The 16,233-nt window shown below is 35.5% G+C and carries 10 protein-coding genes; all 10 read left to right on the top strand.

Annotated features, from left to right (window positions below; translation table 11 throughout):
• The first annotated feature begins 31 nt into the window (after window positions 1–31).
• Window positions 32–3,088 (top strand): TAT-variant-translocated molybdopterin oxidoreductase, encoded by a 3,057-nt coding sequence (locus OIU83_RS22835; RefSeq protein WP_264208580.1) that lies wholly within the window; start codon window positions 32–34, stop codon window positions 3,086–3,088.
• 38 nt (window positions 3,089–3,126) lie between these two features.
• Window positions 3,127–4,527 carry an NrfD/PsrC family molybdoenzyme membrane anchor subunit gene (gene nrfD, locus OIU83_RS22830; RefSeq protein ID WP_264208579.1) on the top strand — a complete coding sequence of 467 codons (1,401 nt, stop codon included), beginning with the start codon at window positions 3,127–3,129 and terminating at the stop codon, window positions 4,525–4,527.
• Complete coding sequence (locus OIU83_RS22825; RefSeq protein WP_264208578.1) at window positions 4,520–5,044, top strand: DUF3341 domain-containing protein; 525 nt, start codon at window positions 4,520–4,522, stop codon at window positions 5,042–5,044. Before nrfD ends, OIU83_RS22825 begins: the two co-directional genes overlap by 8 nt.
• Window positions 5,045–5,052: 8 nt before the next feature.
• Window positions 5,053–5,598, top strand: a complete 546-nt coding sequence (locus tag OIU83_RS22820) for a c-type cytochrome (protein WP_264208577.1) — start codon at window positions 5,053–5,055, stop codon at window positions 5,596–5,598.
• 30 nt (window positions 5,599–5,628) lie between these two features.
• Window positions 5,629–6,990, top strand: coding sequence for a quinol:cytochrome C oxidoreductase (locus tag OIU83_RS22815; RefSeq protein ID WP_264208576.1), 1,362 nt, complete (start codon window positions 5,629–5,631; stop codon window positions 6,988–6,990).
• 19 nt (window positions 6,991–7,009) lie between these two features.
• Window positions 7,010–8,173 (top strand): cytochrome c oxidase subunit II, encoded by a 1,164-nt coding sequence (locus OIU83_RS22810; RefSeq protein ID WP_264208575.1) that lies wholly within the window; start codon window positions 7,010–7,012, stop codon window positions 8,171–8,173.
• Between the two features lie 30 nt (window positions 8,174–8,203).
• The gene (locus OIU83_RS22805) at window positions 8,204–10,000 is read left to right on the top strand and encodes a cytochrome c oxidase subunit I (protein WP_264208574.1); all 1,797 of its coding nucleotides are present in this window, start codon (window positions 8,204–8,206) and stop codon (window positions 9,998–10,000) included.
• Between the two features lie 71 nt (window positions 10,001–10,071).
• Window positions 10,072–11,094, top strand: coding sequence for a Holliday junction branch migration DNA helicase RuvB (gene ruvB / locus OIU83_RS22800; RefSeq protein WP_264208573.1), 1,023 nt, complete (start codon window positions 10,072–10,074; stop codon window positions 11,092–11,094).
• A gap of 109 nt (window positions 11,095–11,203) precedes the next feature.
• Complete coding sequence (gene queG / locus OIU83_RS22795; RefSeq protein ID WP_264208590.1) at window positions 11,204–12,136, top strand: tRNA epoxyqueuosine(34) reductase QueG; 933 nt, start codon at window positions 11,204–11,206, stop codon at window positions 12,134–12,136.
• A 588-nt stretch (window positions 12,137–12,724) separates the two neighbouring features.
• Window positions 12,725–16,233: immunoglobulin domain-containing protein (locus OIU83_RS22790; protein WP_449757790.1), on the top strand; the 3,509-nt coding region annotated here is incomplete at its 3' end.

Here is a 16,233-nt window from a genome sequence, read left to right as displayed (position 1 = left end):
CAAATTATTAAGATTTTAATATTTATATACAATGTCATCAAACAAAAAATACTGGAAAAGTGTTGAAGAACTAGACAAAAATAGTTCTATTGTTGAGGCGCTTAGAAATAACGAATTTGTTGAAGAGATTCCTACTGAAGAATTTTTAGGAAACGGTGATGCATTAGCATCTTCTTCAACATCGCGTCGTGACTTTTTAAAGTACGTTGGGTTTAGTACTGCGGCAGTTACACTTGCAGCTTGCGAAGGCCCTGTTCACAAATCGATACCTTATGTACTGCAACCAGAACAAATCATACCAGGAGTAGCAGATTATTATGCAACGACTGTTTTTGATGGTTTCGATTTTGCTAACCTTTTAGTAAAAACTCGTGAAGGGCGTCCTATTAAAATTGACAATAACACAATTTCAGGAGCGAAATTTTCAGCCAATGCTAGAATTCATGCGTCTATATTGTCATTATATGATAGTATGCGTTTGAAAGAACCTAAGTTGGAAGGAAAAAATTCAAGCTGGTCTGCTGTTGATTTGAAAATAAAATCTAGCATTGCTGAAGCAAATGCTAAAGGTGGTCAAGTTGTATTGTTAACAAATACTTTGGCAAGTCCATCTACAGAAAAATTAATTGCTGAGTTCATAGCTAAAAACCCTAATGCAAAACATGTAGTTTATGATGCAGTGTCATCTTCTTCTGCTTTGGATGCGTTTGAAACGGTTTACGGTGAAAGAGCTTTGGTTAACTACGATTTTTCAAAAGCTTCACTTATCGTTTCGGTAGGTGCTGACTTCTTAGGAGATTGGCAAGGTGGGGGGTATGACTCAGGTTATGCTCAAGGACGTATTCCTAAAAGCGGAAAAATGTCCCGTCACTTCCAGTTAGAAGCAAATATGACTTTGTCTGGTGCTGCTGCTGATAAGCGTTTACCTATGTCAACTGCGAATCAAAAACAAGCATTAGTACTTATATATAATATCGTAACCGGTTCTTCTGTGGCTGTTAATTTAGACGCACAGTTTAAAGCTGAAGTTACTAAAGCGGCTCAACAATTAAAAGCTGCTGGTTCAAAAGGGGTATTGGTATCTGGAATTCAAGATAAAAATGCTCAGTTATTAGTTTTGGCTATCAACCAGGTGTTGGCTAGTGAGGCTTTTACTACTTCTGAAACAAGACAAATAAGAAAAGGATCTGACGCTAAAGTTGCTCAATTAATTAAAGATATGAATGCTGGTAGTGTTCATACGTTACTTATGAGTGGTGTTAATCCAGTTTATACATTGGCAGAAAGCGAATCTTTCGTTTCTGGATTGAAAAAAGTAAAAACTTCAGTTGATTTCTCTTTAAAAGAAGATGAGACTGCTTTACTTTCTACAATTGCTGCTCCAGTTCCTCATTACTTAGAGGCTTGGAACGATGTATCTATAACAAAAGGAACTTATGGTCTTACTCAACCGACTATTCGTCCAATATTTGATACAAAACAATTTCAAGATGTTTTATTATCTGTAACAGGTATTTCTGGAACTTTCTATGATTATATCAAAGCCAATGCTTCTGGAATAATTGCAGGTTCTTCTTGGAATAAAGTTTTGCATGATGGTATTTTTGTTGGAAGCGCTACGGCACTTTCTGCAGGTTCTGTTGATTACAGTGCTGCTGCAAATGCAGTATCGCAATCAAAAGCATTAAGTGATTTCGAATTAGTATTGTATACTAAAACAGGAATGGGTGATGGACAACAAGCAAACAATCCTTGGTTGCAAGAGTTTCCAGATCCAATCACAAGAGTTTCTTGGGATAATTATGTAACTGTTTCTAACGCTGACGCGAAGAAATTACAAATGTCTAATGAGATCGTTGCTAACGGTGGTTTAAACGGAAGTTATGCTACTATTACAACTGCTGATGGAATCAAACTTGAAAACGTACCTGTAATTGTTCAACCTGGGCAAGCAGTAGGTACTATTGGTTTGGCTTTAGGTTACGGACGTAAGGCTGCTCTAAAAGAAGAAATGATTGTAGGTTTAAATGCTTACTCTTTATATAAAGGTTTTAATGATATTCAATCTGTTAAGCTTGAAAAAGCTAAAGGAGAACATGAATTTGCTTGTGTGCAAGGTCAGAAAACTTTAATGGGAAGAGGAGATATCATAAAAGAAACCTCTCTTGAAATATTCAATACTAAAGATGCTAAATTTTGGAACGAACAACCAATGGTATCTTTAGATCACAACGAAGTAGCGGCTATAACTGTCGATTTATGGGATTCATTTGATCGTTCTACAGGACATCATTTTAATCTTTCAATTGATTTGAATGCTTGTACAGGATGTGGGGCTTGCGTAATTGCTTGTCATGCTGAAAATAATGTACCAGTTGTAGGTAAAGCCGAAGTAAGAAGAAGTCGTGATATGCACTGGTTGCGTATCGATAGATATTATTCTTCTGAAAGTACTTTTGCAGGAGATAACGAAAGAAAAGAAAATATTGCAGGATTGTCAAGTTCATTGTCTACATTTAACGAAATGGAAAAAGCTGGAGATAATCCACAGGTTTCTTTCCAACCAGTAATGTGTCAGCATTGTAACCATGCACCTTGTGAAACTGTTTGTCCAGTAGCAGCAACTTCACATGGTCGTGAAGGTCAAAACCATATGGCATACAACAGATGTGTTGGTACTCGTTACTGTGCTAACAACTGTCCGTATAAAGTACGTCGTTTTAACTGGTTCTTGTATAACAAAAATAGTGAATTCGATTATCACATGAATGATGATTTAGGTCGTATGGTATTAAACCCAGACGTAAACGTTCGTTCTCGTGGAGTTATGGAAAAATGTTCTATGTGTATTCAAATGACACAAGCGACTAAATTGAAAGCGAAAAATGAAGGGCGTCCAGTTGCTGATGGAGAATTCCAGACAGCTTGTTCGAATGCTTGTTCTTCTGGAGCAATGATATTTGGAGATGTTAATGATGCTGAAAGTAAAGTTGCTAAATTAGCTGCTGATGATAGAATGTATCATTTATTAGAGCATGTTGGAACAAAACCTAATGTGATTTATCACGTTAAAGTTAGAAATACTTAGTACAAAAAATTATTAATTAAGAAACAATATAAAGGATTATGTCGTCTCACTACGAAGCACCCATTAGAAAACCTTTAGTTATAGGTGATAAATCTTATCACGATGTAACTGTAGATGTAGCTGCACCTGTTGAAGGTAAAGCAAATAAACATTGGTGGATTGTATTTACAATCGCATTAACAGCTTTCCTTTGGGGATTAGGCTGTATAATTTACACCGTATCTACAGGTATCGGAACATGGGGATTAAATAAAACAGTTGGTTGGGCTTGGGATATCACAAACTTTGTTTGGTGGGTAGGTATTGGTCACGCCGGAACTTTGATTTCAGCAGTATTATTACTTTTCCGTCAACGTTGGAGAATGGCGATTAACCGTTCTGCCGAAGCAATGACAATTTTCTCTGTTATTCAAGCAGGTTTATTTCCAATTATTCACATGGGACGTCCATGGTTAGCATACTGGGTATTGCCTATTCCAAATCAATTTGGTTCATTATGGGTAAACTTTAACTCTCCATTACTTTGGGACGTTTTTGCAATCTCTACGTATCTTTCAGTATCATTAGTTTTCTGGTGGACTGGTTTATTGCCTGATTTTGCGATGCTACGTGATAGAGCAATTACTCCTTTTAATAAAAGAGTATATTCTATCTTGAGTTTTGGATGGAGCGGTAGAGCAAAAGACTGGCAACGTTTTGAAGAAGTATCTTTGGTTCTTGCAGGTTTAGCTACACCACTTGTACTTTCTGTGCATACTATTGTATCTATGGACTTTGCTACATCTGTAATTCCAGGATGGCATACTACAATTTTCCCTCCTTACTTCGTTGCAGGAGCAGTTTTCTCAGGATTTGCAATGGTAAACACATTGTTGATTATCATGAGAAAAGTTTCTAACCTTGAAGCTTACATTACAGTTCAACATATTGAATTAATGAATATCGTAATTATGATTACGGGTTCTATTGTGGGTGTTGCTTATATTACTGAGTTATTCGTAGCTTGGTATTCAGGAGTAGAATACGAGCAATATGCATTCTTAAACAGAGCTACTGGACCTTACTGGTGGGCATATTGGTCAATGATGACTTGTAACGTTTTCTCTCCACAATTCATGTGGTTTAAAAAATTAAGAACGAGTATCATGTTCTCATTTATAATTTCAATTGTTGTAAACATTGGAATGTGGTTTGAAAGATTCGTAATTATTGTTACTTCTTTACATAGAGATTACCTTCCATCTTCTTGGACAATGTTTTCACCAACATTTGTTGATATTGGAATTTTCATCGGAACAATTGGTTTCTTCTTTGTATTGTTTTTACTTTACTCTAGAACATTCCCAGTTATTGCTCAGGCAGAGGTGAAAACGATTTTGAAAGGAACAGGAGATAATTACATAAGAGAAAGAGCAAATAAAGATTCACATCATGAGTAATAAAGTAATATACGCCATTTATAATGACGATGATATTTTGATGGATGCTGTAAAGAAAACTAGAGCTGCACATCATCATATTGAAGAGGTATTTACTCCATTCCCGGTACACGGATTGGATAAAGCAATGGGCTTAGCGCCAACAAGATTAGCAATATGTTCTTTCTTATATGGATGTGTTGGTATCTCTGTAGCGACTACGATGATGAGTTATATTATGATTCATGACTGGCCTCAAGATATTGGTGGAAAACCAAGTTTCAGTTTCATTCAAAACATGCCTGCATTCGTGCCAATTATGTTCGAGATGACTGTGTTTTTCGCAGCTCACTTAATGGTAATTACTTTTTATATGAGAAGTAAATTATGGCCATTCAAACAAGCAGAAAACCCTGATGTAAGAACAACTGATGACCATTTCTTAATGGAAGTTGCTGTTGACAACAATGAAGAAGAATTAGTTTCTTTCTTCCAAAACACAGGAGCTGTAGAAGTTAAAGTAATAGAAAAGAATTAATTGTAGCTATGAAAAGTATATATAAAATAACACTTTTAGTTGGTATAACTATTTTAGTTTCATCTTGCCACAATAATTCGGCACCAAACTATCAGTACTTCCCTAATATGTATGAGTCTCTAGCGTATGAACCATACTCTGAGGCAAAGATTTTTAAAGGAGGAGAGGAAGCGCAACTTCCTGCAAAAGGAACTATTAATAGAGGTTTTGAACCTTATGAATACGAGAATACTACTGCTGGTTACGAATTAGCGAAAGCTAATTTAAAATCACCTTTGGATTCTTTAGATAGAAACTCAGGAAAAGGAAAAGAACTTTTTGATATCTATTGTATAAGTTGTCATGGTGCAACTGGAAATGGAAAAGGTAAATTGGTAGAAAGAGAAAAATTCCTTGGAGTTCCTAGCTATAAAGATAGAGAAATCACTGAAGGAAGTGTTTTTCACGTTGAGACTTATGGATTAAATGCAATGGGTTCTCATGCAAATCAATTAAGTACTCATGAACGTTGGTTAGTTGCTGACTATGTTCTAAAACTAAAAAGCCAATTATAATAATTGTTGAACAAACTGATCGTATTAGATATGTATACATTTTCAAGTAAATTAAAAACTTTTTCTATCATCTTAATGGCTTTAGGTCTTTTAGGTATTGGGTATGGTTTTTTAAATGCACCTAAAGATATTCAAGAAGTTGAAAAGATATTAGCTGCTGAGTCTCATGGAGGTCATGGAGAGGCGACTCATGAAGCTGCTGAGCCAGCTCATGAAGCTCATGCTGAAGGGAAAAAAGAACATGCTCAAGTTGGTGCTGCAGATGAGCACACTGAGCATTTAAATCATGTTTTGCACCAATTGCAAAACAAACCATGGTCGGCATTATATGTTGCTTGTATTTTCTTTTTGCTACTTTCTATGGGAGTTCTTGCATTTTACGCTATTCAACAAGTTGCACAAGCAGGTTGGTCTCCAGTATTATTTAGAGTTATGCAGGGTATAACGGCTTATTTGCCTGTTGGTTCTGTAATATTCTTTATTTTATTAATACTTTGTGGATTACACTTTAATCATATGTTTGTATGGTTAGGTGAAGGGGTAACAGATCCTAATAGTCATAATTATGATGCAATTATTGCTAATAAATCTGGTTATTTGAATTTTCCTTTCTGGATCGTTAGAGCTGCTATATTTTTAATAGGATGGAACTTATACCGTTATTATTCTAGAAAAAATTGTCTTGCACAAGACGAAGCTAATGATGATTTGTTCTACAAAAAGAACTTTAAATTATCTGCGGGATTCTTAGTATTCTTTATTGTTTCTGAGTCTATTATGTCTTGGGACTGGATTATGTCTATTGATCCACACTGGTTCAGTACATTATTTGGATGGTATGTTTTTGCTAGTTTCTTTGTAAGTGGAATCACTACAATAGCATTAGTAGCAGTATATCTTAAATCTAAAGGTTATTTAGAGCATGTAAATACAAGTCATATTCATGATGTTGCTAAATTTATGTTTGGTATCAGTATTTTCTGGACTTACTTATGGTTCTCACAATTCATGTTGATATGGTATGCTAATATCCCTGAAGAAGTAACTTACTTTGTTACTAGAATTCAACTTTATAACCTTCCTTTCTTTGGAGCTGTTGTTATGAACTTTGTTTTTCCATTATTGATTTTAATCGGTACTGATTTCAAAAGAATTTCATGGGTAATTGTAATGGCTGGAGTTGTAATTTTATTAGGACATTATATTGATTTCTTTAATATGATTATGCCAGGAACAGTAGGAGATAAATGGTTTATAGGTGTGCCAGAAATTGCATCTTTACTTTTCTTCTTAGGATTATTTATTTATGTAGTTTTCACTGCATTGACTAAAGCTCCTTTGTTACCAAAAAGAAATCCATTTATAGAAGAAAGTAAACATTTTCATTATTAATATTTAAAGAAATAAACAGATGACAAGTTTGTTGGTAATTATAGTTTTAGTTTTATTAGCTGTAGCATTATGGCAATTGACCAAGATATTTGATCTTACTCAGGTTGGGGCAAATTCGGACGATTCTCAGGTTGCATCTGATAATGATAATAATGTTCAAGGATATTTAATGTTCGGATTTTTAGCATTCATCTATATCTTTACGATATATGGATTGATAAAATGGGGACCTTTAGCGTTGCACACTCCGGCTTCAGAGCATGGTGGTTTGGTAGATAGCTTAATGAATATTACTTGGGTGTTGATTTTTGTAGTTCAAGCGATTACTCAAGGTTTATTATACTGGTTTTCTTTTAAATATAAAGGAGATAAAGATAAAAAAGCATTGTACTTTGCAGATAATAATAAGTTAGAAGCACTTTGGAGTGTAATTCCAGCTGTTGTATTAGCAGGTTTAATTCTTTACGGATTATACGCTTGGAACAATATTATGTTTGTTGATAAAGATGAAGATACTATAGTTATCGAATTGTATGCTCAACAATTTAAATGGACAGCTAGATATGCTGGACCTGATAATGTTTTAGGAAAAGCTAACGTAAGATTAATTGAAGGTATAAACACTTTAGGAGTAGATATGTCTGATCCATATTCACAAGATGATATTGTGGTTTCGGAGTTACATATCCCAAAAGGTAAAAAAGTACATTTCAAGATGCGTTCTCAAGATGTTTTGCACTCAGCTTATATGCCTCACTTTAGAGCGCAAATGAACTGCGTTCCAGGTATGGTTACTGAATTTGCTTTTACGCCAATTTATACTACTGCAGAATATAGAGATTTACCATATATGGTAGAAAAAGTAGCTCATATCAATTCAATTCGTTCTAAGAAAAGTGTTGAATTAGTTGCAAAAGGAGAAACGGCTCTTGATCCTTACACATTCGATTATTTATTGCTTTGTAATAAAATTTGTGGTGCATCTCACTACAATATGCAAATGAAAATTGTTGTTGATACTCCAGAAGAGTATAAAAAATGGTTAAGCGATAAAAAAACATTAGCTCAGGATATTAAAGCAGCAGTAGCTCCAGCACCAGTTGAAGGAGCTGCAGGAAGCACAGATACTACCAAAGTAGATACTACTGCTAAGGTAGAAGCTCCTAAAGTAGCTATGAAATAATATTATTTAAGAAATTTAAAGTATACATATATGTCAGCAGAAGGTCACGATCACGGACAAGATCACGAACACGAACACCACCATAAAGAGACATTCATTACTAAATATATCTTTAGTATTGATCACAAAATGATTGCCAAACAATACCTTTTAACAGGTATTATTATGGGGGTAATTGGTATTGCAATGTCCTTGCTTTTTAGAATGCAATTAGCATGGCCGGAAGAGTCTTTTAAAATTTTCAATATTTTATTAGGAGATAAATTTGCACCAAATGGAGTTATGGCTAATGATGTTTATCTAGCATTAGTTACTATTCATGGTACTATAATGGTATTCTTTGTATTAACAGCCGGTTTAAGTGGTACTTTTAGTAACTTGTTAATTCCACTTCAAATTGGAGCTCGAGATATGGCCTCTGGATTCATGAATATGATTTCTTATTGGTTATTCTTCTTATCTGCTGTTGTAATGTTAAGCTCTTTATTTGTTGAAGCTGGACCTGCTTCGGCTGGATGGACGATTTATCCTCCATTAAGTGCTTTACCACAAGCAATTCCTGGATCAGGAACTGGTATGACTTTATGGTTGGTTTCTATGGCGATCTTTATTGCATCTTCATTAATGGGATCTTTAAATTATATCGTTACTGTTATTAATTTAAGAACAAAAGGTATGTCTATGACAAGATTACCTTTAACGATATGGACATTCTTCGTTACTGCTGTAATTGGAGTTATTTCATTCCCTGTATTATTATCAGCTGCATTATTATTGATTTTTGACAGAAGTTTTGGTACTTCTTTCTTCTTATCTGATATTTATATCGCTGGAGAAGTTTTGCATTACCAAGGTGGTTCACCAGTTTTATTCGAACACTTATTCTGGTTCTTAGGACACCCGGAGGTATATATTGTAATTTTACCAGCAATGGGACTTGTTTCAGAAATTATGGCTACGAATTCTCGTAAACCTATTTTTGGATACAGAGCGATGATTATGTCAGTTTTAGCAATTGCTTTCCTTTCTACAATCGTTTGGGGTCACCACATGTTTATCTCAGGAATGAATCCATTCTTAGGTTCTGTGTTTACTTTTACAACATTATTGATTGCAATTCCTTCTGCTGTAAAAGCATTTAACTGGATTACAACTTTATGGAAAGGTAACTTGCAATTTAACCCTGCAATGTTATTCTCTATCGGAATGGTTTCTACTTTCATCACTGGAGGTTTAACAGGAATCATTTTAGGAGATAGTACTTTAGATATTAACGTTCACGATACTTATTTTGTAATTGCTCACTTTCACTTAGTAATGGGTATCTCTGCACTTTACGGAATGTTTGCTGGTATTTACCACTGGTTCCCTAAAATGTACGGAAGAATGTTGAATAAAAATTTAGGTTATATTCACTTTTGGGTAACTGCAGTTTGTGCTTACGGAGTTTTCTTCCCAATGCACTTTATCGGATTAGCAGGTTTACCAAGACGTTATTATACAAATACTAACTTCCCGTTATTTGATGATTTACAAAATGTAAATGTTTTAATAACAACGTTTGCTTTAGTTGGAGGAGCTTTCCAATTAGTGTTCTTATACAATTTCTTTAGTAGTATTTTCTACGGTAAGAAAGCAGTACAAAACCCATGGAAATCTACTACTTTAGAGTGGACTACACCAGTTGAACACATTCACGGTAACTGGCCAGGAGAAATTCCTCACGTTTACCGTTGGCCATACGATTATAGTAATCCAAACTATGATGTAGATTTTGTTCCTCAAAACGTACCAATGAAAGAGGGAGAAGAAGTTCTTCACCACTAAAAATATTTAAAACCTCTACTCTAAGTAGAGGTTTTTTTTTGTCTTCCTTTTTCTTTCTCTATCTTTGTTTGATGAATGAAAATTTAGATCCAACAACGAACAACTATAACCCAGAAGAATTTGATCTTGAGAAAAAATTAAGACCACTTTCTTTTGATGATTTCGCTGGACAAGATCAGGTTTTAGAAAACCTGAAAGTCTTTGTTGCGGCTGCGAATCAACGTAATGAAGCATTAGATCATACCCTTTTTCACGGACCCCCGGGACTAGGTAAAACAACATTGGCAAATATATTAGCCAATGAATTAGAAGTAGGAATTAAAATAACATCAGGACCGGTTTTAGATAAGCCGGGTGACTTGGCAGGATTACTTACTAATCTTGAAGAAAGAGATGTTTTATTTATAGATGAGATTCATCGTTTGAGTCCAATTGTCGAAGAGTACTTGTATTCTGCAATGGAGGATTTTAAGATTGATATCATGATAGAATCTGGACCAAATGCAAGAACAGTCCAGATTAATCTAAATCCGTTTACATTAATTGGTGCTACAACACGTTCAGGTTTATTAACAGCTCCAATGCGAGCCCGTTTCGGTATTTCCTCGCGTTTACAATATTACACAACCGAATTACTAACTTCAATAGTTGAGCGTAGTGCTTCAATATTAAAAATGCCAATTTCATTGGATGCTGCAATTGAAATTGCAGGTCGAAGCCGAGGAACACCTCGTATTGCAAATGCATTATTGAGACGTGTCCGTGATTTTGCGCAGATTAAAGGGAACGGAACAATTGATTTGGCTATAGCCCAATATGCTTTGAAAGCATTAAATGTTGATGCGCACGGTTTAGATGAGATGGACAACAAAATTTTACTTACTATAATCAGTAAGTTCAAAGGAGGACCTGTTGGATTGTCTACCCTTGCAACTGCTGTGTCCGAAAGTAGTGAAACTATCGAAGAGGTATATGAGCCTTTTTTAATTCAGGAAGGTTTTATTATGAGAACACCACGAGGTCGTGAAGTTACCGATAAGGCATATAAACATTTAGGAAGAATTAATACCAATATTCAAGGCGGATTATTTTAATTTTTTTTGAAGCTATTTCCTGCTGTCCGCTATATCTTTTTTGGGCTAAAAAGCCAAAAAAAGGATGCCGCTCCCATCAGGGCTAAACCCGTTTCATATTAAATTTACGTTGATAAATTCAAAATCTACATATTCGCAATTTATTAAATCAGAAGCCAAAAGACTTGGGTTCTTGTCTTGCGGTATATCCAAAGCAGGGTTTCTGGAAGAAGAAGCCCCAAGATTGGAAAACTGGTTAAATAAAAATCATAATGGTCAGATGGCCTATATGGAAAATCATTTTGACAAGCGATTAAACCCGACCTTATTAGTTGATGACGCCAAAAGCGTAGTTTCACTTTTACTGAATTATTATCCTTCGGAAACGCAAATTGATGATAGCTTTAAGATATCTAAATATGCCTATGGACAAGACTACCATTTTGTAATAAAAGAAAAACTAAAAGAATTATTTTTCTGTATCCAGGAAGAAATTGGAGATGTAACAGGAAGAGTATTTGTTGATTCTGCACCTGTATTAGATAAAGCTTGGGCTGCCAAAAGTGGTTTGGGTTGGAGGGGTAAGAACAGTAATTTAATTACTCAAAAAGTTGGTTCTTTTTATTTTATAGCCGAGCTTATCATTGATCTCGATTTAGAATACGATTATGCGACAACAGATCATTGTGGTTCATGTACTGCATGTATTGATGCTTGCCCTACCCAAGCTATTGTTGCTCCTTATGTAGTGGATGGTAGTAAATGTATTTCTTATTTTACAATCGAACTCAAAGAAAATATTCCACAAGAGATGAAAGGAAAATTTAGTGATTGGGCATTTGGCTGCGATACATGCCAGGATGTTTGTCCATGGAATCGATTTTCCAAGGCACATTCAGAACCATTATTTAATCCAAATCCAGATGTTTTGGCAATGTCTAAAAAAGATTGGTTAGAAATAACCGAAGAAACTTTTCGTGTTGTTTTTAAAAACTCTCCATTAAAAAGAACCAAATTTGATGGACTTAAACGAAATATAAATTTTTTGAAAGAATCTGAGTAAACTCACATATTTTGTCAGAATTAACTATTTAATTCTGAATTATTCTAGTTGCATCCAGCGATTAAGAAGTGATTTATTAAAGGTAAATAGAAGATTAAATTTAGACAATTTTTCTCCACAAAAAAGAGGTGCAATTTATATTGTACCTCTTTTTTGTTGTTGTTAAATGAGTTTAAGTGTTTCTATTTTAGCTTATTAAAGAAGTGTTTGCCCCTTTTAAAATGTCTCTTATTGTTGTAATAATAACTTTTTATTACTAAATAGTTATTTTTTTTAACTATAAAAATCACTTTTATTCTAAAAAAAGAGTACTTCAACGTTTTAATAAGTAGTTTGACGACTTATCTAGTGATTATTTTACTGTTTATATACTTTCGCTCCGCCAACTACCTAATTATATAAACTTAAAGACGAATTTGAGTCGAACCTATTTATTTATGACGCTTATTGTATTTTATTTTTATAAAATTTCAGAAGATCTTTTCTCAAGATCTTTAACTCAACAATCTCTCTTATTTTATTCAATCTTTTCGAAATCCTTTAGTAGGTTTTCGAACCTCAATAGTATTATCCATAATAAAACTGTCTATGCGAAATTTTACTCTTAAGAAGCTTAATTTTTTTAAGCTAACTTCTTTTATTGTATTTTTTTTACTTTCAACTACATTGTTTTCACAAGTTTGTGGAACTCCTGGAGTTGATGGTCCTGCTACTGTATCAAGCTCAATAAATACTTATTTTCCTATTGAAGGGAATATTACGTTGAATGCAGGAACTCAATCAATATTTTTGGCAAAAGTACCACCAACGGATGCTTATAATAACAATTTTGGAGCAATTCAAATTTCTGCTGGGGATTTGATTTTGATTATTCAAATGCAGGATGCGACAATAGATTACAATAATAATGCTAATTATGGTTCTGGAACTACGACTAGTGGCCCCGATGGTTTAGGGGGCACTGGATTTACAAGTATTGGAAATACCGGTATTTTCGAATATGTTATTGCGACCAATAATGTGCCATTAACCGGAGGGAATTTAACGTTTAAAGGTACCGGTACCAATGGTGGTGTTCGTAACAGTTTTTATAATGCTGATGCAACAACAACAAGAGGCAAGAGAACATTTCAAATTGTTAGGGTACCTCAATATTCTAATTTAACTTTAACTTCTAACATAACAACACCTCCCTTTAATGGTATTGCAGGTGGAGTTATAGCTTTTAATGTTTCTGGCACATTCAATTTTGCCGGTTTTACAATTAACGGAAATGCAAGAGGTTTTAGAGGTGGGTATAGCCCTAAAGCAGATTCAAACCTTAATGATTCTAAAACTTATGTTGGTTTATCTACTAATAATAAGATTTCGGGTAAAGGAGAAGGAATGGCGGGGACACCTAGATATATGTGGGATGGTTATAATCAGGTTGATAATATAGTAGAAGGAATGCCTTCTGGGTCTGCGGGAAGAGGTGCTCCAGCTAATGCTGGTGGTGGTGGTAACGACCACAATTGTGGCGGAGGCGGAGGCGGTAACGGCGGTTACGGTGGTTTAGGTGGTGCTGGTTGGCAAGGTGGTAAAGGAGATGTTCTTCCTTTAACAGGAGGGGGAAGGCCTGGTTTTCTATCTTATATTACAACTACTCCTTTTCCAAGACTTGTTATGGGTGGAGGCGGTGGTGCCGGTGATGCCAATAATGCTTCAACAGGCGTAAAAGGTGGTGTAGGTGGTGCAATAATTCTTATTAATGCCGGTACTGTTCAGGGAACCGGTTATATTTATGCTAATGGAGGAAAAGGTGCACCAGGTACTTATTCAGGTTCACCAGATGGAGCTGGAGGTGGAGGAGCTGGAGGTACTGTATTGTTGAGTATTTCTAATAATAGCACAGCAACGATTACAATCGAGGCAAAAGGTGGGGATGGAGGAAATACGGAAAATGATAATGCAAATGAACATGGACCCGGAGGAGGAGGAGGAGGAGGAATTATTTGTCATAACCTTTCAGGTACTGTGACTATTAATACTGATGTAACGAGAGGTATGGCTGGTAAATCAAATGCTGGAAAGGGAATTAATCACGGAGCAATAGATGGTACGAATGGTTATGCATCAACTTTTACCAGTGCAGATATACCACCAAATTTACAAGTTAATTCAAATTGTTTTCCTTCTCTTGAGACTAAAGTTAGATCTTTGCCTACAGCATCAGCTTGTAATTCAATTGGTGAAAAGGTTTCTTATGAGATTGAAATAAAAAATACAGGAAGCGGAAATGCTGCCGGGGTTGTTTTAGACTTTCTTTTTCCAGCGGGTATCGGGTTCGATTCTGCTACAGCAATATATACAACTGAAGCTTCAGGGCCTTTAGGACCTTTAACTAATACAGCTACAATTAATAATCCTTTATTTGGAGGGTTTAATATTGCTCAAAATGGAGTAGTTACAATAACCTTAGTAGGGAAAATAACAGCTACGATTAGTGCTGGAACACATAGTTCAAGTGCGCAAGCCTTATATCTTGATCCTACACGTACAACTCTAAATCCTGTTAGAAAAATAACTGCATTTACTAATGCTTATGGTACTGCAAATAATAAATATGAAGGAGCTAATCAATCAAATGTACCAGGGACTAATTTTAATGGTGCTAATTCGATTTTAGATGATATAAAAATTTTGGCTTTGCCAGCAGTTCCTACAACTACGGTAACGCAACCCAGTTGTACAATTCCAACGGGGACTATAAAAGTAAACACACCTGCTAATGATGAAGGTATAAGTTATACGTTAAGAGGAACAAATCCCATAACAGCAGCAATAAATAATACAACAGGGATTTTCTCGGGGTTGGTATCAAATAATTATGAAGTGACTACAACGAGTGCAGAGGGATGTATTTCACCTGCTACTGCTAGTATAGCTATTAATGCAGTTGTAGGAGCTCCAAGAACTACGGGAGTTTCTATTTGTCAAGGTGAGACTGGAGTGTTAACAGCTACTTCTACATGTTCAAGTTCGGGTGGTACTGTGAACGAAATACAATGGTACACTAGTTCTACGGCGACAAAGTCAATATATACAGGCTCTTCTTTTAATCCGGTTGGTGTTGCAGGATCAGGTTTGACAAATACGAATACAGCAGAGACTAAAACTTATTATGCGGCCTGTTCTGGTGCTTCAACTTGTAGAACAGCCACTAATTTTGTTATCAATGCAAAACCAACAATCACCACAACAGTATCAGCAGCACGTTGCGATACCGGAACGGTGACATTGGAAGCCACAGCATCAGCAGGAACAATTAATTGGTATGCTGTAGCAACAGGAGGAAGTTCATTGGGAACAGGAGTGAGTTTTACTACGCCAAGCCTATCAACAACTACGACTTATTATGTTGATGCAACCGACAACGGATGTACTTCACTTAGTAGAACTGCAGTTATTGCAACTGTAAATACTACACCAACAATCAATTCTACAACAGAAAAGTCAAGATGTGGTACAGGAACATTAATATTGGAAGCAACAGCATCAGTAGGAGCAACTATCAATTGGTATGCAGCTTCAACGGGTGGTTTAGCTTTGGCTACGGGAGCGAGTTTTACTACACCAAGCCTATCAACAACTACGACTTATTATGTAGAAGCAACTACAGCTGAAGGATGTCGTACAGCATCAAGAATTGCTGTAGCAGCTATTGTGAATACAATTTCTACGATTATTTATAGTAGCGGAACGCAAAGTCCAACAGTGTGTACAGGAACAGCAATCCCTACTACAATTTATACACTTGGGGGAAGTGCTATAAGTGCTACAGTATCAAATTTACCAGCTGGATTGACATCTACCGTAGATTTAACAGCAAAAACTGTCACTATTTCAGGAACTCCAGCAGCAAGTGGTACCTACATAATAACAACAGTAGGTCATACAGAACCTTGTGCAGCAGTTACAATAAGTGGAACAATTACGGTAAATCCAAATAATACAGTGAGCGCAGCATCTGCAACACCAACATTGTGTATCAATACTACATTAGCGAATATCACGCATACAACAACTGGTGCAACTGGAATCGGTACAGCTACAGT

It is taken from the genome of Flavobacterium shii (assembly GCF_025847235.1).
In the GTDB taxonomy this organism is placed as follows: domain Bacteria; phylum Bacteroidota; class Bacteroidia; order Flavobacteriales; family Flavobacteriaceae; genus Flavobacterium; species Flavobacterium shii.
Note: the sequence above shows the minus strand (reverse complement) of the source record. Positions and strands in the feature narration are given on the sequence as shown.

Coding starts and splice junctions, on each gene's coding strand:
- OIU83_RS22835 (WP_264208580.1), top strand. CDS start 32: ATGTCATCAAACAAAAAATACTGGAAAAGTGTTGAAGAACTAGACAAA.
- OIU83_RS22825 (WP_264208578.1), top strand. CDS start 4,520: ATGAGTAATAAAGTAATATACGCCATTTATAATGACGATGATATTTTG.
- OIU83_RS22815 (WP_264208576.1), top strand. CDS start 5,629: ATGTATACATTTTCAAGTAAATTAAAAACTTTTTCTATCATCTTAATG.
- ruvB (WP_264208573.1), top strand. CDS start 10,072: ATGAATGAAAATTTAGATCCAACAACGAACAACTATAACCCAGAAGAA.
- OIU83_RS22805 (WP_264208574.1), top strand. CDS start 8,204: ATGTCAGCAGAAGGTCACGATCACGGACAAGATCACGAACACGAACAC.
- OIU83_RS22810 (WP_264208575.1), top strand. CDS start 7,010: ATGACAAGTTTGTTGGTAATTATAGTTTTAGTTTTATTAGCTGTAGCA.
- nrfD (WP_264208579.1), top strand. CDS start 3,127: ATGTCGTCTCACTACGAAGCACCCATTAGAAAACCTTTAGTTATAGGT.
- OIU83_RS22820 (WP_264208577.1), top strand. CDS start 5,053: ATGAAAAGTATATATAAAATAACACTTTTAGTTGGTATAACTATTTTA.